Below are 19,255 nucleotides of genomic sequence, written 5' to 3'. Positions count from 1 at the left end.
ATTCTTAAAATACAAATTTCGCTATAAAATTTTAATTTGGTTTAATTACGAAACTAAGCTTTTTCTTGACTTCTAATTTTTTCAATGAGACTTTGAAGCATTTTTTGACGATTTAAATCAGATTTAGGAAAATCAATATCAAGGCTTTTTAAATGCTTTGCTATAATGGTAGCAACAATTAACCGCATATTTTTTTTATCATCAGCAGGAATTACATACCAAGGACAATTTTCAGTTGATGTTTCATTGATTGCATCTTCGTATGCATTTTGATACTGATTCCAAAAATCTCGTTCCTTCACATCTTGTTCTTCAAATTTCCAGTTTTTTGAAGGGTCTTCAATTCGTTCAATTAATCTTTTAGTTTGTTCTTTTTTAGAAACATTTAAGAAGAACTTAATTATCTGAATCCCATTACGGAATAAATATTTTTCTAAATTAGCAATATCTTCATAACGATATTTCCAAACTTTGTCTATGTTTTTGAATTCTTCGACAGGAAGTTTTTGTGTATTTTGCAAAATTTCGGGATGTACTTTCACAACCAAAACTTCCTCATAATAGGAACGGTTAAAAACAGTAATTGTTCCACGTTCGGGCAATTGTACATTTGAACGCCAAAGAAAATCATGATCAAGTTCGGTTTCGGTTGGACGTTTGAAAGAATAAAATCTTAAGCCCTGAGGATTAACTCCTGAAAAAACCGCTTTCAAAGTGCCATCTTTTCCTGCGGCATCCATTGCTTGGAATATCACTAAAAAACCATATTTATTATGGGCAAACATTTTTTGTTGAAGCTCATCTAACTCTTTTTGGAGTATTTGTAAGGAGGTTTCATAATCTTCATTATCATCATAAAAATCATTAACTTTGGTCTCTGTTTTCTTAATTGAAAACTTTCCTTTTCCGTTAAATTTAAAATCATCGACATTAATTTTTTTCATGAGCAGAAGAATATTGTAATTGAGAAAGAATTATGGTTAAAAATAAAGAAACATAAAACTAAAGATATTTGTTAAAATGAAAACATGTATTCAAATAATAGTATTTGTGCTTTTTGGGTTTTTATCGAAAGCACAAATTGTAAAAAACAAAGTTAAGCAAATGAATCAAGAAAATGTAAGTCAAGAGAATACTACATTATCACCAACGGCTGTTGCAACATTTGGGGCTGGCTGTTTTTGGTGCGTTGAAGCTGTTTTTCAAAAGTTGAAAGGCGTAGAAAAAGTAGAATCGGGTTATATGGGCGGTTCTGTAAAAAATCCAAGTTATAAAGATGTTTGTACAGGAGAAACAGGACATGCAGAAGTTTGTCAAATAACATACAATCCACAAAAAATTAGTTTTGAAGAATTACTTGAAGTTTTCTGGAAAACACACGACCCAACAACTCTAAATCGTCAAGGAAATGATATTGGCACGCAGTATCGTTCAGCAGTTTTTTATCATGACAGTAAACAAAAGCAAATTACCGAAAACATAAAAAATGATTTAAGCCTTTCGGGTTCATACAACGCACCAATTGTTACTACGTTAGAGCCGGCTAGTGTTTTTTATAAAGCCGAAAATTATCACCAAGATTATTTCAACTTGAATGGCTCAAATCCTTATTGTCAAATGGTCGTTAAGCCAAAGGTTGAAAAATTTCAAAAGGTTTTTAAAGATAAAATTAAAAGTCAAGAATAATCATTTATACCAAACCAAAACCTCATTTTTTGACTTTCTTTTGATATCTGGTACTGTTGCATTTTCGGCAGGATAACCAACAGGAATAAGTAAATATGGACGTTCGTTGGAAGGACGATTTAAGATTTTGGTAAGAAAATCCATTGGGCTTGGTGTGTGAGTAAGTGCAACCAAGCCCAATTGGTGTACAGCCGTTAATAAGAAACCGCAAGCTAACCCAACCGACTCGTTTACATAATAGTTTTGATGTTTCTTCCCTCCTACTTCAATCTCATAAGGTCTTTTAAAAACAATTATCAAATACGGAGCAACTTCTAAAAATGGTTTTTGCCAATCGGTTGCCAACGGTCTTAAATCTTCTTTCCATTCATCAGACATTCTGCTATCATAACTAATGTGTTCTTCTTCTTCAGCGGCAATTCTGATTTGTCGTTTCAATTCAGGAGATGAAACTACACAAAAAGTCCAAGGTTGTTTATTTGCACCTGAAGGAGCTGTTGAAGCAGCCAAAATAATATTTTCCAAAACTTCGATAGGAAATGATTTTTCAGAAAAGAATCTTAAAGAACGCCGTTGATTCAAATGTTCAAAATAATGTTGTGATTTTTGAATGAGCGTTTCTTCAGTAAAAGTATTAGCAGAATGAAAAGGAATATGTTTGTAGGTTTCGTACATTTTGAGTTTGACCGTTTAGTAAATTTTTTTGCAAATTTAATTTTATTAAAAAGGCATTCAGATTTTTTTTATGTTCATTTGTAAATATTCACTTTTAGTATTTGAATGAATGAAATCCTAGGCTAAATTTTTATGATTTTTTTAATAATATGTTTGCCGTCAGTTTGCAATTCAAATTAAAACGATATTTTTGTAAATAATAACCAATCTCTTAACGTCTAAACATTTTGTACTTATGAAAAAATTAGTCCTATTCCTTTCTGCAATAGTTGTATTAGCTTCTTGCCAAAAGAAAGAATATGCAACTTTTCAAAAAAGCAGCACAACTACTTATGCTTCTGTAAAGAAAACAACTCAAGCCCCAGTAGCAGTAACTGCAATTGAAGAAACCGCAACCATTGCTGCTCCAACTGAAGCAACTTTAGTAGCTGATAATTCTATGGAAGTTGCATCATTGACTAACGAAACTGTTCAAACTCCAGCTGTTTCTGAAAGCCAAGTAATGACTTTTAACGAACAAAATATCAACGCTGAGTTTGAAAAATTAAACAAGTTAGAGCAATATGTAACATCTCACGAAGGAACAACAATCGAAGATGTTAAAGGCACTGAGCTTACTGAAGATTTAAAATTAGATACAAACGTAACAAACGCTGTTGCGGTTGATGAATTGCCATTAAATATTCCAGCATTCTGGTGGGGTTGTGTACTTGGCCCAATCGGTGTATTAGCGGTTTATTTGATTACAGACAAAGACAAAGACCAAACTAAAAAAGCATTGTTTGGTTGTTTAGTTACTGCTGCTGTTTATATCGTTTACTACATTGTTGTAGTTGCTGTTATTGGAAGAAGCTTCTGGTTCTAATTTAAGTGTATCAACATAAAAAAATAGCCCAAATCAAAAGATTGGGCTATTTCTGTTTATTCAATATTCCATATACATGAAAAAGATTTTCTTGCTATTATTTTTTGTGGTTTTTACTTCACAGGCACAACAATTTTATCGGATAAAAGCAGATGTTTCAATCAAAGATAAATTGTCGAATGGGTCATTTCGTTTGACTGTCGGGAAAGTTTATTACGATAAAACAAATTTGAAAGTGGTTTATAAACTGACTTTTCCTCAGCAGGAAACCATCATTATAAAAGACACTACGCTATTTAAGATTTCAAAAGATAGCGTTATTTCTCAAACGGTAATGGCTGCTAATGAATTTTCAATTTTTCATTTGTCTCTTTCTGGAAAACTTGCAGACTACGGAATTAATGCGGGGAATGCAGCAAAAATTTATAAAATATCTAAAGTAGAAAAAGACAAAGATGGACGAGTAATTACAACTTGGAGTGTTGTAGAAAAACAATTAATGGAAACATTAGGTAAAATAAAAATGGCTAATGTAAACAAACGACTTGATGCGATTGCGTTTTATGATGTGAATGAAAAGTTATTAAGTCAACAATTTTTTAAAGAATACGCTAACATCAATGGCGTAGAATTTCCCAAGCAAGTGACCCAAATTTCATATAATACAGACGGGACTCAAAATATTCAGCAAACAACTTATAAAAATATTATCATTGACCAAGAAGATGAAAACTCAATTTATAATTATCCTATTCCTACTATTAAGCCTCTCATCAAGCAAGCAAATAAAAGCCCAAAGTAATGCCGAAATAAAGTTGCTCCGAAGCGTTGTTCAACCGCCACAAAAGCGGGTTTATAAAGAAGCAAAAGGAAACAAGAACGAAGTTCAATATTTGTTTTCTGGTTTGTTTTTATTTTACAAAACGTTCTTCTCCTCACAAGATTTAACAGTTTGTACATTTACTCCATCGTGTTCAGAATTCGGAATTTTGGCTGTTAAGAAAAATGGAATCGTTATGGGCGGAATAAAAACAATGGATAGATTAACACGATGTAATGGACTAAGTCCAGAAAAATACGAGATAGATATTAAAGCTAAACTTTTGATTGACAAACCATAACAATGAAAAAAAAACTTTTAATACTTTTAATACTTTTTAAATTTATAAATGCAGGAGCCCAGGATTTATATAATTTTGAAAACACCAAAAAATTTGCCGAATATTTAGCCAAATCAGGTCAATTCGATTTAGCCACAAGAGAGTTTGAGAGGTTGATTTTTATGGTTCCCCAAAATGACACACTCAAAACATCACTCCTATCGTTGTACCGCCGTTCGGGAAAATACGATGAGGCGATTATTAGAGGAAAACAACTTTATCCTGAAATTTATAATATGACCTCTTCTTCTGCAATTGAGTATGGAAGGATATTACTGCTTAAATCGGATTTTCAATTAGCTAAGAACTTTTGGGAAAGTAATACCAGAATTGAAAATGCAGATAAAATTATTCTTTCAGCAACATCAGATATTCTTCAAGACAACTATAAAAGTGCCAATGAGATTCTAAATACACTCAAGCCAGAAGAGCATAAATTAGCTGCTGAATACAAAGAAATAGGCAAACAGGCTGTTGAAATAAAACGAAAAAGTCCAGTGTTGGCTGGTATTATGTCGGCTATTGTTCCTGGAACTGGTCGCTTCTATTCTAAAGATTGGAAAGATGGATTAGTGTCGTTTTTCTTCGTTAGTACCATGACATTTCAATCAATTAGAGGATTTAATAAGAGTGGCGTAAATAGTACCAGAGGATGGGTTTATGGAGGCGTAGCACTAGGATTTTATCTTGGAAACATTTACGGTTCAGTTGTCTCAGCGAAAAGCTATAATAAAAAGAGTCATCAAAGTATTCGAAATAAAATCGACAATCTTTTTAATAGCTATTATTAAAACAGACAAAAACAAATGAAAAATATACTTTTAATACTTTTAATATTTTCTGCAAAAATTGTTCATTCGCAAACCATAAAACAAAGTTTTGATTTTGCTAATCAACTGTTTGAAAAGAAGGACTACTCAGGTGCGAGTATTACTTACCGAAGAGTTATTTATTTCGATAAAACAGATGAATTTAGAAAAGAATGTTATAAAAACATTGCCGATTGTCTTTTCGAAACACAACAATTTGATGAAGCAGCTGATTATTATGAACTAGCATTTTTTCAACAAAAAAGTGATAGCACAAAAGCAGAGGTTTTATTTAGAAAACTCGCTTGTTTTTTGGTTCTTAATAACTTTGAATATGCCGAAGTTGAATTGCTAAATTTACCCAATAATCTAACAATTGAGCAAGGTCGCCGAAAGGTATTTTATGGAGCTATTCTAAATTTTTCAACAGAAAAATATGATTTGGCCAAAGAACAATTCTTATCATTGCTTGATAAAAATGATATTGAAACGCAAAAAAAAGTAGAAGAGCTTTTTATCAAAAATGAGAAGATAAATAAACTAAGTCCCAAAAAAGCAAAAATAATGAGTATGATTCTTCCTGGATTAGGACAGTTTTATGGAGGAGATATAAAAAATGGTACAAACTCAATTTTATTAACAGCAGGAATTGCTACTTGGGGCGTTTTGGCGGCAATCAAAAGTGCGAGTCCATTTGATGCGTTAATTACGATGGTTCCGTGGTTTCAGAGGTATTATACAGGTGGTTATAAAAAAGCAGAGCAAATAGCAATAAATCAAAAGAAAGCTCGTCGAGCGAAAGTTTATAATGAAATTTTAGATGAAGTTGCCAAATAAAAAAAGGGCTTTTGAAATTTTCAAAAGCCCTTTTTTTATTGTAATTCTTTAATCTTAATATTTTTGAAAGAGACCATATCGCCGTGGTCTTGTAAAGCAATTTTTCCTTTTGCGTGGGCTTTAGCAAACTCCCAACTTGCGAATTTGCTTTTCGCAACCATCACTTGCCAATCGGTGCTACCGTATTCATATTCAACAACTTTTTTTCCATTTAACCAATGTTCAACATGGTTATCTTTCACCAAGATTTTACCAGTATTCCATTCGCCTGCGGGTTTTACAGCAGTTAAATCATTCGGTACTTGCATATCGTAGTTGGCAGCAGTTTTCTGTACATCTTTTATTGGCTGAGGATAGTTTTTATCATCAATAATTTGATACTCTGGCCCTGACATATATGAGGAAGTTGCTTCAGGAGTTTCAAGTACTTTATAGATAACACCACTGTTTCCCTTTGGGGCAGCCTTAAAGTCAAAAGTTAATTCGAAGTCTTCAAATTCATTGTCAGAAATTAAATCTCCACTGCCACCATGAGTCATCAAAACCCCATCCATTACATGCCAACCATTTACCTTTGTATCATGCCAAGAATGCCAACCTTTGGTGGTTTTTCCGTCAAACAATTTTACTGTTTTGCCTTTTTGAGCATAAGCAAATGTGCTGCAAGCAACAAGTGCTAAAACCATTACTTTTTTCATTTTTTTAGAGAGTTGAATTTTAAAACTGTCGGTAGAAAATCGTCTCCGTCGAGAGATTTTAAAATTAACAATACCGTTTTGAATTAGCAAGAGAAATTGAAATGTAAAAATCTTATGGACAGATTATATACATTTGAAACCGAAAGAATAATTTAGTAAGAAGAACAGCAAGAAAACAGATTATTGATTCAATGAACCAACATTGTTGTCTTCAATAATGTTAAGAAGAAGAACCGTTCTTGCACTGCCAATGGCAATAGCAGTAGTTGGTGAAGTAAAAACTGTTTCGTAAATATTAAAAGCTTTATTGAGTTTTTCACCAAAAACCCGATAATTTCCAAATTTATCGCTAAGTACAACTTGGCCATCGCAGGCCGAATAAATTTCGTATTTCTGGTTTGTAACCCTTCCCCAAAGAAGCCCAGATTTATTAATTTCTAGTTGTTGATTATTCGTATGAATTCTACCTTTTTTCCCCATCCAGCCACCCATAGCGATAAAGTCTTTTTCATTTTCAAACTGAATTTCATGGAAAATGCTATTCCCAATTTTTTGTTTACGAATCCAATTGTTTTTAACAAAACTATAAAGATGCGTTTTATTTGGTGTGTACATCAGAGCATAAACACGTTTATCAAATACATTATATTTGACACACCAAACCATTTTAAAGGGATTTTTATAAACTCGTTTCCAAGTGTTTCCTTTGTCGGTTGTTTTTAAAATAAAACCAAAAGGAATTGTTTTTTCGGAATGTGCAATAGAAGATTTGCCTCCACAAATAAAAGCCGTCGAATCATTGACGACAGTTAAATTATAAAAACAAGACTTTTCATAGCCTTTGATTTTTATGGTCTCCCAAGAATTCTTGACTAAATTATGCTTGTAAATAATACCTTTGTCGCCACTAATGATAAGGTTATCTTTGTCAAAATGGTCTAATTTGTAAATATCAACTTGTTCACTTGGATAACTAATATTTGCAAGATTACCTTCGGCATCAATAGATTTTAATGTGCCGTATTTTCCACCAATCCAAAATTTATCTCCAACAGGTATGATGTCATAGTAGGACGAATCCGAATAGGATGTTCCTTGTTGCAGAACTTGGATATTTATCTTTTGGGAGTATGAAACACCACAAGTTGAAAATAGTAACAGTCCAAACGTTATTTTAGGTAGAATTTTCAACAAATCGCAGCTTTTAAGGTGAGGGTCTGCAATTTTGGTTGATTCAAAATATACAGATTCACAAAAATAGATACTTGGAATTATTATACAAATAATTTTGCATCATTTTACTGAATGTTAAAGTTGAAAAACTAAGATTTTATTTCTAAAACCTCACAAGCCCTACGAGCAGCTTCTTGTTCTGCTTTTTTCTTATTCCAGCCACCACCTTTACTTACAGCTTCGCCATTGACCGAAACTTGAGCGACAAATTCTTTGTGGTGATGTTTTCCGTTTTCTTGTATAATTTCAAAAGTAACACGCTTGCCTTCTTGCTGTGACCAGCTAAGAAGAATACTTTTATAATTAGTATTGGTTTGAATGACCGAGTCAAGGTCGAAGTAGTTGGCTAGAAGTTTTTTAAGTATAAACTTCTTTGTGAAACGAAAGCCCTTATCTAAATATATAGCACCGATAAGGGCTTCCATTGCATCTCCGTACATGGATGTACGATTATGAGCGACTCTTTGACCGTCAAATTCGATTAGGCGTTCTAAACCAATTTTTCGGGCCAAAATATTTAAAGATTCACGATTAACAATTCGAGAGCGAATTTCGGTTAGAAAACCTTCATCTTTAAAAGGATATTTCTTGAAGAGATATTCTGCAACAATCATTCCTAAGACCGAATCACCGAGGTATTCAAGTCGTTCGTTTGATTCTCTGAATCCTCCAATATTTGTTTCTTTTGATGCCGACGTGTGTCTAAAAGCAAGCTGATAGAGCAAAGGATTTCCCGGTTTTGCACCGATTATCTGCTCCACTGATTTTCTAAAACTACGTTCCTTAGAATCAGTTTTGAAAATCCCCCAAAATGAATTGCTAACTACCGACAACACGATTCGAAATTAAATTTTCTTAAATATCAACGTAGCATTATGCCCACCGAACCCAAAACAATTACTCAAAACTACATCTATTTTTCGAGCTTTCGCAACATTTGGTGTCAAATCTATTCTTGGGTCGATTGATTCGTCGATATTGAAAAGATTGATTGTTGGTGGAACAACTTGATGCTTTATTGCTAATACGGCTGCAACAGACTCAACAGCACCCGCGGCCCCAAGTAAGTGACCAGTCATAGATTTAGTTGAGCTTATACTCATTTTGTAAGTATGTTCGCCAAACAGCTTTTCGATTGCCTTAATTTCTTGAGGGTCGCCAAGGGGAGTAGATGTACCATGTGTATTGATGTAGTCTACTTCTTCTGGTTTAATATTAGCATCATCAAGAGCGTCAACCATTGATAAGTAAGCACCCTCACCTTCTGGATGAGGAGCAGTAATATGGTAGGCATCCGAAGACATTCCACCACCGATAATTTCACAGTAAATTTTAGCACCACGAGCAACGGCGTGTTCATATTCTTCCAAAATCAATGCAGCACCACCGTCGCCAAGCACAAAACCATCACGGTCTTTATCGTAAGGGCGTGAGCCTGTTGCTGGGTCGTCGTTTCTTTCAGACATGGCACGAAGACCATTAAACCCGCCAATACCAGCTTGAGTAACTGCAGCCTCTGAACCACCAGAAATACAAAGATTGATTCTGCCTAAACGAATATAGTTAAAGGCATCAATAATTGCATTGTTGGTTGAAGCACAGGCAGAAACTGTTATGTAGTTAGGCCCACGGAAACCATATTTAATGGAAATTTGCCCAGAAGCACTATCTGCAATCATTTTTGGAATAAAAAATGGATTGAACTTTGGCGTGCCATCACCTTTTGAAAAGTTAATAACTTCTTCTTCAAAAGTTTTTAGACCACCAATTCCTGAACCCCAAATTACTCCTGCTTTATTTCTATTGATACTTTCTAAATCAAGTCCAGAATCTTTGATTGCCTCTTCAGCAACAACCATTGCAAACTGGGTGAATAAGTCCATTTTACGAGCATCCTGACGAGGAATAAACTGCGTAACATCAAAGTTTTTTACTTCACAGGCAAATTGCGTACGAAACTTACTTGCATCGAATCTTGTGATGATGGCTGCTCCACTTTTTCCTGTTGAAAGCCCGTGCCAAAATTCTTCAACCGTATTACCGATTGGTGTTAATGCTCCTAATCCTGTTACAACTACTCGTTTGAATGCCATAAAGTGTAAATGTTTGGTCAAAGTAAAAAAATACAGAGCTCGTAGTATCGAGTTGTATATGGATAAAATATGTAAACATAATTTAAGCACATCGAACTCGATACTCGGCACTCAGTACTAAGAATACTTATTTAGAATGTTCTTCCAAGTAAGTTACAGCCTGACCTACAGTCTGGATGTTTTCTGCTTGGTCGTCTGGAATAGAGACATTAAATTCTTTTTCAAATTCCATTATCAATTCTACGGTGTCTAATGAATCGGCTCCTAAATCATTTGTGAATGATGCCTCTGGAGTTACTTCTGACTCATCTACGCCGAGTTTCTCAACGATAATTTTCGTTACTTTAGATGCAATTGCTGACATTTTGAACTGTAGTTTGGTGAAAAACGACTGCAAAGAAAACGCTTTTAAACGAAAACAACAAAATACAGGAAATTTTTTTAGTACGATATTTGTTTCGACATTTGCAGTGTGGTTCTTTAAATGCCAGTTTTAAGATAAAAAACTAGTAAAAAGTACTTAAAAAAGCCAATATTATATTGAAAATATTATTTTACGTTACTTAAAGATAATTAATAATAAATTTAAAATAAAGATAAGGTGTTGAAAATCAATAATTTAAAAAACCAAAATTCAGGAAATTTCGTCCTAATTGCTGGTCCTTGTGTGGTTGAGGGAAGAGATATGGCTTTGGAAATAGCTGAAAAAGTCAAAAATATTACTGACCGTTTAAATATTCCGTACGTATTCAAAGCATCGTATAGAAAAGCAAACAGAACAAAACTAGATTCATTTACTGGCATTGGTGATGAACTTGCTTTGGGGATTTTAAAAGAAGTTGGACAAACTTTTGCTTTACCAACTGTAACAGATATTCATGAGTCTGATGAAGCTGCTTTAGCAGCAAAGTATGTGGATGTTTTACAAATTCCTGCATTTCTTTGTCGTCAAACAGAGCTATTGGTTGCCGCAGCCCAAACAGGAAAAGCAGTAAATGTAAAAAAAGGGCAATTTATGCACGGCTCGGGAATGGGCTTTGCCGTTGAAAAAATAAAAGCAGTCAATCCAGATGTAGAAGTAATGCTGACCGATAGAGGCAATTCATTTGGATATTCCGATATAGTGGTTGATTATCGAAATATCGTCGAAATGAAAGCCTTTAATGTGCCAATTATAATGGATTGTACGCACTCACTTCAACAACCGAATCAGTCTTCAGGTGTGACAGGCGGAAAACCAGCACTGATAGAAACAATTGCTAAAGCAGCCATTGCTGTTGGGGCAGATGGAATTTTTATCGAAACGCACCCAAATCCATCAGTTGCCAAATCGGACGGAGCAAATATGCTTGCTTTAGATAAACTCGAAGGCTTACTTGAAAAACTATTAAGAATTAGAGAAGCAATAAAGTAAAAAAAAACAAGGTTTTTAACCGTAGAATAACAAAATTAATGGGTATTTCTTTTTTTGAAAAAAGCTACTTATATTTGGTTAACTAACCAAAAACTATGACCCCAAACTATTTAACAATACGTGTAATAATGGCAAAAAGAAAAGACATTCAGGAAGACCCTGAACAACAAATAAATATTGAATTATCAGAAGAAATGGCAGAAGGTGTTTATGCTAATCTTGCAATGATTGCTCACTCAAACACTGAATTTGTTATTGATTTTATACGTTTAATGCCAGGTGTGCCTAAAGCAAAGGTGAAATCAAGAGTTATTTTGACGCCAGAGCATGCACAACGTTTATTGGTAGCGTTACAAGATAATATCGCAAAGTATGAAGATAATTTTGGAACAATTCGTCAAACGAGTGAACCAATGCCATTTCCGATGAACTTTGGCGGGCCAATGGGTGAAGCTTAGTTTCTTGATTTTTCAGAGCCAAAATCGACTTTCGATGAAGATTTTGGCTCTGAAAATTATGCTAACTATTTTAGGCGATTATATTTTTTCATGATTTCTAAAGTTTTTTCTAGTGGAAGGGCTTCAATTTTGGTGTTTTCAAAACCACTCAAACTTTCAGCAGCAAATAGAGAATTAATAATTGCTTCTTCGGTTGCCTCAATTACGGCTTCAAAAAGTAAATCTAAATCGTTATTACGCAAAACATTGAATGTCTCATACATAGAATCTGAATTATGAGCAATGCGTAAATCTTTGGCAGTTGATGCTGCAATTACGTAATCTCCACTACCATTTGCTGCAATTCCACCTGTTCTGGCCAAACCCAACATGGCTCTTGCCGCAAGTCTTTTAAGATTTTTTTGGTTGAGAGGTGCATCTGTTAAAACAACAATCATACAAGAACCATCGTCTTTGTATTCTTGGTCAATTTTTGAAAACTTGTGTTTTTCAAGTTCAATACCAATTGGGACACCATTGATTTGTAGCACACCACCAAAATTTGATTGTACTAAAACACCAACAGTAAAACCGCCTTTTGATTTTGGTAAAATTCTTGACGAAGTTCCAATTCCTCCTTTAAAACCAAAGCATACAGTGCCAGCTCCAGCACCAACATTTCCTTCTTCAATATTTCCTGTTTGAGCGTTTTTTAGTGCTTCCAAAACATGCTCTTTGCTGATGTATCGCCTTCTAATATCGTTCAAACCACCATCATTGGTTTCGCCAACGACCGAGTTTACACTACGTACATTGCTATTTTCTGGAAATTGAAAAGTATAGTCTATCAATGCTGCTGAAGCTGTTGGCACAGAAAGAGTATTGGTGAGTACGATGGGTGTTTCGATGTTTCCTAATTCTTCAATTTGAGAATAGCCAGCAAGTTTGCCAAATCCATTGCCGATATGAATAGCCGCAGGAATTTTATTCTGAAAAATATTTTCATCATGGGGTAAAATGGCCGTTACGCCCGTATGAATACCATCAGATTGATGAATTGTAACTTGCCCTACTTTTACGCCTGATACGTCAGTAATTGCGTTGAGTTTACCTGTGTGTAGCACGCCAATTTGAATCCCATAGTCTCTAGCTCGCTTTTTTTGAGCCAAAAGAGATAACGAACAAAAAAAAAGAAAAATAAATAGAAGTAGATTTTTAGACATTTGGTTTTCTTTGGTTGATTTTCAGTAAATATAAAAAAACCGATTCATCAAAGCCAAAGAAAACCACAAACAATCAAAATTCGATTCCAAATCGTATAACCATACGACGATAGTTTCTAACTTCATTGGATTCGTACCAATAAGGGTCGCTGGTGCGTTCTTGTTTATACGATGCCCGTTGATAACGATACCCAAAATTGATGAGCCATGCAGAGCCATTTCGCATTGGAAGTTTGTAACCAATTGTAGGACAGATAACTATTCCGCCCGAAGTTTTATAACCAGTATTATCTTCGTTTACCCAAGTTGTAGCGTAACCAACGTCTAAACTGCCTAATAAAATACTACTAGATTTTTTTTTCTGAATTAAATTTCTCCGTATTCCAGCCGAAATCGGTGTTAAAACAGTCGGCCCATAAGAGTCGATTCCAAGTGTTAAGCCAACGGCGGTTTTTTTATTAAGATAAATACCATTGAATGTTTGTAGTGCAAAATTTACTCTATTTTGAATTTGATATTGAGGCTCGATGGGTTGAGGATAATAACCCCGATAATAGTAATTATAGGTTTCGTATTTGCTTCGTCCAAGCAAAGTTCCAAATTCGGTGATATTGACGAATGGGTGTTTTTGAAAAAAATCTTGTTTTACTTCTTGAGCAAAAGATGGGAAAACATTTAAAATTCCCCAAACTAATAATATTTGTGTCTTTTTCATGATTTTCTTGGAATTAGTTGTCTCTTTTTACAGGAATAACACTTAACTGTTTCAAATTTTTTGGATTTGAAGTGTCATATTGATACAAACCGTCTTTTCCAACCATCAATAAATGTTTTCCTTCTAACGGAATAACATCATACGCATCTAGTTTTTCGATGTGTTGTTGAAGCGAAATATTTGAAGCTGAGGTTGCATCAAATGATTTTAGTCCATATTGACTTTCACAGATAAAAAGGTTTGGAAAATCAATACCTAAACCAGCAGGGTTTTGCATATCATAACTTTTGATGAGTGTCGGCGAAGAAAGATTAGAAACATTCACTACATCAAGGCGATTCGGAGTAACGCCACACCAGCCCGAACGTAGTGTAACATACGCAATATCATTATGAACAATAACAGGGTCACATGCTCGGGCGTGTTGAAAGGTGGATAGACGCTCTGGTTTTTCAGGATTTTTATTATCGAAAATATACATCCCTGTATTTGAGCCAATAAATAATTTGTCTTTATAGGGGAAAATCGTTTCGATTCCCCAACCTAAGTTTATCTTAGATTGTTGAAGTGGATTACTGAGCGTTTTGATATTGAAAAGTAACAGGTCGGACTGTGAAACAGTGTAAAGATAATCATCATAAATAGTAAATCTTGCCATTGAGCCGCCAGTGCCAGTTGTTGTACCATTTCCGCCACTGCTTTGGTTAGCTGTTGGAGTATTTGCTTTTAATGCAACATCATTGGCATAATAAATTGGAGTTATACTGCTTTGTCCACAATTTGAACGAACTGTTTCGGTCACAACTTTTATTTCGTAATCAGTCACCGTTTTGGCTTGAGCATCATACCACCAAGAAACTCCATCAACCAAACCAGTGGTAAAAACATCTTTTACACGACCAGTTTCTTTAATAGCCTTTGGATTTGAAATATCAAAAGCAACAATATCAATATAATTATCGGCATATAAAGTGTTTTCTTTAACAGCCATGTCAATCACTCCTGGAATTTTTAAGAATGAAATGTTGAGCGGTTTTTCGGGATTACTATTATCAAAAATATGAATCCCTTTTTTAATTTCATTGATAAAAAGGTAATTGTCTTTTACATAAATTTTGCCAGGATTTACTAAATCTTGGGGAGCTTCTGTTGAAATTCCAGAACGAATTTGTTCGATGTTGAAAGTTATCGGCACTGTCGTCCGATAAGTTCGAGTTGTTTCGCAATCATCGTTGCAAGAAACATGGATACAAGCCAAAAAAGCCAATACCAAAGGGTGTAATAGTTTTTTCATAGTTTTGTTTCGATATGAAAAGAGCTTTGAGAAAATATATTTCTCAAAGCTCTTTTCATATAATTTATAGATTCACGATTTTCCCAGCAAAAAGAATAGTGTTTGATTGTTTTTCACTGATAAAGAATAAAAATGGTCGATTACAAATAAATTCTGGCATAATCGGAACAGAAGTTACTTCAACGCCTATCGTAGTTACTGCAGCTGCTTCAGTACCTGTTTCATCAATGGCAACGAATGTGTTTTGTTTCACGAAACCGACTTTCAGTTTTCCCGCAGGAGGAGCAATTTTTGACAAATCTGCGGCATCACTAAACATTGTTTTCATGCCCATATTTTCCAGAACTTTATTAAGATTTGTTTCATACTCTAAAGTAAATTTTGGTAATCCAACAATTACTTTTTGTTCTTGTAAAGCGGAATTTAAATTTTTCCACTCGGTGACAGATAATGAATTTAACACACCTGAAATAGAGGTATTTGTATTGGGCAACAAAATAGTCATTGAATAATTTCCACTTCCGTAAGCTAAGTCGATTGCTTGATAACTCTCACGATTGGCATATTTCACTTTTTCCATCATGTTCATCATTTTCACGTTTTTTGAGCCAACTGTTCCATCAAAAGTAGCATCTTGCGTATTTTCTGTTTTAAATGGTATTTTCCAATCACCTTTGAAATAAAGGGCATTCATCAAAAACATTACGTGAGCGGGTTCGATTTGGTCTAACACTTTTTTGATTTTTCCATTGGTATTATCGCTTGCCCAATTGTTGATTTTACTTACAGTTGCGGTGTTATTAAAGTCTTCTGCGTAAGCATTGGCATTGAAAGACGTTTTCAGAATATCTAAAAATGACTTTTCAACCGAAAACGTATTTCGATACCAAACCGAGTTGGCAATTGTATTAGTGACTTTTGGGTCAGAAATTGGCAAATTTTCAATTAAATCTTTATAAATACCATTTGTAGTAGTTAAATCTGACGAAACCCGTAAACCTGTTTGAATTTCTTCCTTCGTTTTTCCTTCTGCACCGTTGAGCAACATTCCCATTGCAATATGTAAACTCAAGGGCGATACAAAATAGTTTTTGTTAGCATTTTCTACGGCATTATGCTTTTTCAAAAAATCAAAAGCAAACTCACTTGTTTGTTCTGAAAAATTGGCAGGAATAGCGTTCAATTGTTTGTTTGGCGTAACTGTGTTGGAATCGTTGCAACTGGCAATCAAGAAAAATAAAGTTGCTGCTAAGGTTAAATTTTTAACTTTTTTCATTTGTTTGGGTTTTCGATTATGAGATAATTGCGGAAATTATCTTAATTATTTTCTTTCAAAATACATTATTTCTTTTGCAGGATTAGACAAATAAAATAGTAGTGTGTTTTTGTCTTTGAATTCGTATCGTTCTATTTTATGCAATCTTTCGTAATAAATTGCTTCAAACTGATTGGCTTCGATAGAACCCGCAATTTTTGTACTTCCAATGGCTGAAAGTTTGATTGTTTTTTTACTTTCATCGGTTTCAAAAGAAGCGAAATAAAAGTTTACAGACGAACGCCCATTGAGTATATATTTCCCTTCTTCATCTTTGATTTCGAGTGTTACATCAAAAGCGGGCGTTTTTCCATCCGAATATCCTTTGAACGTCCATTGTCCGATTAAATCAATTGTACTTAATGAACTGAAACTCGCATTGTGCGTTTCAATGACTTGTTTTGAACACGAAGCCAATAATAATGAACTTACGAGAATTGTTTTAACTAACATTTTCATTGGATTTACTTTTTGATTCGTTGGTAAGTTTCAACAAAACCGTCGGATAAATTATCTGCCAAAATTAGTTCATCGGCTTTTTGACTCAAGATGACAGAAGATGTATTGTCATTAAATTTGATAAAGTCAGCGAGGTCGGTTTTATAGATTGATTTCGCCTGCGTGATTTCAAACGTACCCGATTTTTCCAAAATATTGTCTTTGTAACGAGAAAACTTCAAATCGGAAGTAAAAACCAGCTTTCGTTCAAAACCAGCAGAACTTGGAGTAATAGTAGTACCAGCTATTCCACCTGTTGATGTAACCCAACGCCACTCGCCTGTAATAGAATTATCCGCTACAACATCTTCTTTCGTACAAGAAAACATAATAGAAGAACTGACAATCAATAAAAAAATGAGATTTTTCATATAGTTGTATTTTTATTTATAAAATAATGTGTGTTGTTAAGCTAAAAAACTCAGTTTGTCGGGAAGGAGAGATAAATAAAAAGGTTTCATTTCTCCTTCCACGACGAAACAAAATGTTTCTGTCTGAGTAAATAACCCTTTTCAACAATAAAGATTCGTGTTTTAGCAAATTGGTTGGAATGAGGTGTAAAAAAGCTTATATTTAAGCCCAAATTAACAAACTATATGAAGAAAAAACTCTATATAATTGCTTTATTATCAGTGTCTTACTTGTCAAATGCACAGGATAGGATTTCAGGAAGAACATGGGCCGGCCGTTCAGAAGTCATCGCTCAAAATGGTATGGTTTGTACGTCGCATCCACTTTCTACACAAGCAGCAATTGAAATTTTGCGAGCGGGCGGAAGTGCTGTTGATGCCGCCATAGCTGCCAATGCAATGGAAGGAATGGTTGAACCACACGTAAATGGTATCGGTGGAGATATTTTTGCTATCGTTTGGGATGCCAAAACTCAGAAACTGTATGGTTTAAATGGTTCGGGACGCTCGCCGTATTCGCTTACACTTGAAGAATTTAAAAAACGAGGATTAACACATATTCCTGCACTTGGTCCATTGCCGATTAGTGTGCCAGGTTGCGTTGATGGTTGGTTTGAGTTGCACAAAAAGTTCGGAAAGCTTCCAATGGAAAAAATACTTTCACATGCGATTAATTATGGTCGAAATGGTTTTGCGGTACACGATGAATTGGCGGTGAGTTTGAAAAATGTTCCACGATTGTACGGAAGTTTTCCAAACATTAAAGAACATTATTATCCAAATGGTGAAGTACCGAAAAAGGGAGATATTTTCAAGAACCCAAATTTGGCTAATACTTTAGAAAAGATTGCCAAAGGTGGTCGTGATGCTTTTTATAAAGGAGAAATTGCTCAAACGATTGATGCTTTTATGAAGAAAAACGGCGGATTTTTGAGTGCAAAAGACCTTGCCGACCATACTTCAACTTGGATAGAGCCAGTTTCTACCAATTATCGTGGCTATGATGTTTGGGAATTACCACCAAACGGACAAGGAATTGCTGCTTTGCAAATGCTAAATATTCTGGAGGGATACGATTTCTCAAAAATTCCTTACGGAAGCACCGAACACGTACATCTTTTCACCGAGGCCAAGAAATTGGTTTTTGAAGACCGTGCAAAATTCTATGCCGACCCTGAATTTGCCAAGATTCCAGTAAAATCATTAATCTCGAAAGAATATGCGGCCGAAAGACGAAAGTTAATAGACCCAAATAAAGCGGCCGCTCATTTTGACGCAGGAAATCCAGCCTTGCGAGAAGGCGATACTATTTATTTGACCGTAGCCGACAAAGATGGAAATATGGTTTCGTTGATTCAGAGTAATTATCGAGGTTTTGGTTCGGGAATGATGCCCGATGGCTTAGGTTTTATTTTCCAAGACCGTGGCGAATTGTATAATTTGAAAGAAGGTGAAAATAATTCGTATGCTCCGCACAAACGTCCGTTCCAGACAATTATTCCTGCATTTGTAACCAAAGAAGGCAAACCATTTATGAGTTTTGGCGTGATGGGCGGTGCATTCCAGCCAATGGGACACGTACAGATAATTATGGATGTGGTTGACTTTGGCATGAATCTCCAAGAAGCAGGTGATGCTCCGAGACTCAACCACGATGGTTCGTCAGAACCAACGGGCGAGCCGATGGAAGGCGTAGGCATGATAACGATGGAGTCGGGGATACCATACGAAACCATCAGAGGTTTGATGCAAAAAGGACATAAAGTCGGATATACGCTCGGCCAATATGGTGGTTATCAAGCGATTCGCTACGACCCTGTGCGTAAGGTCTATTTCGGAGCATCAGAATCTCGAAAAGATGGCCATGCGGCTGGGTTTTGAGTTTTAACTTTT

Annotated in this window: 22 protein-coding genes; 9 read left to right on the top strand and 13 right to left on the bottom strand. The window is 34.9% G+C overall.

From position 1 onward, the window contains the following. Positions 1 to 53: 53 nt before the first annotated feature. Entirely contained in the window at positions 54 to 944 is an 891-nt protein-coding gene (locus tag MJQ71_RS15000) for a PPK2 family polyphosphate kinase (protein WP_238807444.1), read from the bottom strand. Between the two features lie 76 nt (positions 945 to 1,020). Here MJQ71_RS15000 and msrA point away from each other — a divergent pair, with 76 nt between their 5' ends. Next, complete coding sequence (gene msrA, locus MJQ71_RS14995) at positions 1,021 to 1,686, top strand: peptide-methionine (S)-S-oxide reductase MsrA (RefSeq protein ID WP_238807443.1); 666 nt, start codon at positions 1,021 to 1,023, stop codon at positions 1,684 to 1,686. Here msrA and MJQ71_RS14990 read toward each other — a convergent pair whose 3' ends face one another. Then, the gene (locus tag MJQ71_RS14990) at positions 1,687 to 2,361 is read right to left on the bottom strand and encodes a nitroreductase family protein (protein ID WP_238807442.1); all 675 of its coding nucleotides are present in this window, start codon (positions 2,359 to 2,361) and stop codon (positions 1,687 to 1,689) included. A gap of 235 nt (positions 2,362 to 2,596) precedes the next feature. Between MJQ71_RS14990 and MJQ71_RS14985 the strand changes: the two genes are divergently transcribed. The 5 genes from MJQ71_RS14985 to MJQ71_RS14965 all read left to right on the top strand — a co-directional run bounded on the left by MJQ71_RS14985 (position 2,597) and on the right by MJQ71_RS14965 (position 6,032). Further along, complete coding sequence (locus tag MJQ71_RS14985) at positions 2,597 to 3,226, top strand: lipoprotein (RefSeq protein WP_238807441.1); 630 nt, start codon at positions 2,597 to 2,599, stop codon at positions 3,224 to 3,226. Between the two features lie 76 nt (positions 3,227 to 3,302). After that, complete coding sequence (locus tag MJQ71_RS14980; protein WP_238807440.1) at positions 3,303 to 4,028, top strand: hypothetical protein; 726 nt, start codon at positions 3,303 to 3,305, stop codon at positions 4,026 to 4,028. Further along, positions 3,952 to 4,347 carry a membrane protein insertion efficiency factor YidD gene (gene yidD / locus MJQ71_RS14975; RefSeq protein ID WP_238807439.1) on the top strand — a complete coding sequence of 132 codons (396 nt, stop codon included), beginning with the start codon at positions 3,952 to 3,954 and terminating at the stop codon, positions 4,345 to 4,347. The genes MJQ71_RS14980 and yidD overlap by 77 nt, the downstream gene beginning before the upstream one ends. A 2-nt stretch (positions 4,348 to 4,349) precedes the next feature. Then, complete coding sequence (locus tag MJQ71_RS14970) at positions 4,350 to 5,177, top strand: tetratricopeptide repeat protein (protein ID WP_238807438.1); 828 nt, start codon at positions 4,350 to 4,352, stop codon at positions 5,175 to 5,177. Positions 5,178 to 5,192: 15 nt separating this feature from the next. Beyond that, positions 5,193 to 6,032 carry a tetratricopeptide repeat protein gene (locus MJQ71_RS14965; RefSeq protein ID WP_238807437.1) on the top strand — a complete coding sequence of 280 codons (840 nt, stop codon included), beginning with the start codon at positions 5,193 to 5,195 and terminating at the stop codon, positions 6,030 to 6,032. Between the two features lie 35 nt (positions 6,033 to 6,067). Here the strand turns inward: MJQ71_RS14965 and MJQ71_RS14960 are convergent, their stop codons facing one another. The 5 genes from MJQ71_RS14960 to MJQ71_RS14940 all read right to left on the bottom strand — a co-directional run bounded on the left by MJQ71_RS14960 (position 6,068) and on the right by MJQ71_RS14940 (position 10,420). After that, the gene (locus tag MJQ71_RS14960; protein WP_238807436.1) at positions 6,068 to 6,730 is read right to left on the bottom strand and encodes a 3-keto-disaccharide hydrolase; all 663 of its coding nucleotides are present in this window, start codon (positions 6,728 to 6,730) and stop codon (positions 6,068 to 6,070) included. 180 nt (positions 6,731 to 6,910) lie between these two features. After that, positions 6,911 to 7,921, bottom strand: a complete 1,011-nt coding sequence (locus MJQ71_RS14955; RefSeq protein ID WP_238807435.1) for a WD40/YVTN/BNR-like repeat-containing protein — start codon at positions 7,919 to 7,921, stop codon at positions 6,911 to 6,913. A gap of 131 nt (positions 7,922 to 8,052) precedes the next feature. Then, positions 8,053 to 8,799, bottom strand: a complete 747-nt coding sequence (gene rnc, locus MJQ71_RS14950; RefSeq protein ID WP_238807434.1) for a ribonuclease III — start codon at positions 8,797 to 8,799, stop codon at positions 8,053 to 8,055. Between the two features lie 9 nt (positions 8,800 to 8,808). Continuing rightward, complete coding sequence (gene fabF, locus MJQ71_RS14945; RefSeq protein ID WP_238807433.1) at positions 8,809 to 10,056, bottom strand: beta-ketoacyl-ACP synthase II; 1,248 nt, start codon at positions 10,054 to 10,056, stop codon at positions 8,809 to 8,811. Between the two features lie 127 nt (positions 10,057 to 10,183). Further along, positions 10,184 to 10,420: an acyl carrier protein gene (locus tag MJQ71_RS14940; RefSeq protein WP_238807432.1), complete on the bottom strand. Its 237-nt coding sequence runs from the start codon at positions 10,418 to 10,420 to the stop codon at positions 10,184 to 10,186. Positions 10,421 to 10,660: 240 nt separating this feature from the next. On the opposite strand from MJQ71_RS14940, the gene kdsA reads away from it, so the two are divergent. Beyond that, the gene (kdsA, locus tag MJQ71_RS14935; protein ID WP_374759620.1) at positions 10,661 to 11,470 is read left to right on the top strand and encodes a 3-deoxy-8-phosphooctulonate synthase; all 810 of its coding nucleotides are present in this window, start codon (positions 10,661 to 10,663) and stop codon (positions 11,468 to 11,470) included. 128 nt (positions 11,471 to 11,598) lie between these two features. Beyond that, on the top strand, positions 11,599 to 11,928 hold the full coding sequence (locus MJQ71_RS14930) for a DUF3467 domain-containing protein (RefSeq protein WP_238807430.1): 330 nt from the start codon (positions 11,599 to 11,601) through the stop codon (positions 11,926 to 11,928). Between the two features lie 65 nt (positions 11,929 to 11,993). On the opposite strand, the gene MJQ71_RS14925 is transcribed toward MJQ71_RS14930, so the two are convergent. The 6 genes from MJQ71_RS14925 to MJQ71_RS14900 all read right to left on the bottom strand — a co-directional run bounded on the left by MJQ71_RS14925 (position 11,994) and on the right by MJQ71_RS14900 (position 17,323). Next, on the bottom strand, positions 11,994 to 13,130 hold the full coding sequence (locus tag MJQ71_RS14925; protein WP_238807429.1) for a DmpA family aminopeptidase: 1,137 nt from the start codon (positions 13,128 to 13,130) through the stop codon (positions 11,994 to 11,996). 73 nt (positions 13,131 to 13,203) lie between these two features. Beyond that, positions 13,204 to 13,845, bottom strand: coding sequence for a hypothetical protein (locus tag MJQ71_RS14920; RefSeq protein WP_238807428.1), 642 nt, complete (start codon positions 13,843 to 13,845; stop codon positions 13,204 to 13,206). A gap of 13 nt (positions 13,846 to 13,858) precedes the next feature. Next, the gene (locus MJQ71_RS14915) at positions 13,859 to 15,139 is read right to left on the bottom strand and encodes an LVIVD repeat-containing protein (protein WP_238807427.1); all 1,281 of its coding nucleotides are present in this window, start codon (positions 15,137 to 15,139) and stop codon (positions 13,859 to 13,861) included. Between the two features lie 64 nt (positions 15,140 to 15,203). Further along, complete coding sequence (locus tag MJQ71_RS14910; protein WP_238807426.1) at positions 15,204 to 16,415, bottom strand: serpin family protein; 1,212 nt, start codon at positions 16,413 to 16,415, stop codon at positions 15,204 to 15,206. A 45-nt stretch (positions 16,416 to 16,460) separates the two neighbouring features. Continuing rightward, entirely contained in the window at positions 16,461 to 16,913 is a 453-nt protein-coding gene (locus MJQ71_RS14905; protein ID WP_238807425.1) for an META domain-containing protein, read from the bottom strand. Positions 16,914 to 16,918: 5 nt separating this feature from the next. Further along, positions 16,919 to 17,323 carry a hypothetical protein gene (locus MJQ71_RS14900; RefSeq protein WP_238807424.1) on the bottom strand — a complete coding sequence of 135 codons (405 nt, stop codon included), beginning with the start codon at positions 17,321 to 17,323 and terminating at the stop codon, positions 16,919 to 16,921. Between the two features lie 225 nt (positions 17,324 to 17,548). On the opposite strand from MJQ71_RS14900, the gene ggt reads away from it, so the two are divergent. Beyond that, positions 17,549 to 19,243: a gamma-glutamyltransferase gene (ggt, locus tag MJQ71_RS14895; protein WP_238807423.1), complete on the top strand. Its 1,695-nt coding sequence runs from the start codon at positions 17,549 to 17,551 to the stop codon at positions 19,241 to 19,243. Positions 19,244 to 19,255 lie beyond the last annotated feature (12 nt).

The sequence above is a fragment of the Emticicia aquatica genome, assembly GCF_923079645.1.
GTDB lineage: Bacteria > Bacteroidota > Bacteroidia > Cytophagales > Spirosomataceae > Emticicia > Emticicia aquatica.
Note: the sequence above shows the minus strand (reverse complement) of the source record. Positions and strands in the feature narration are given on the sequence as shown.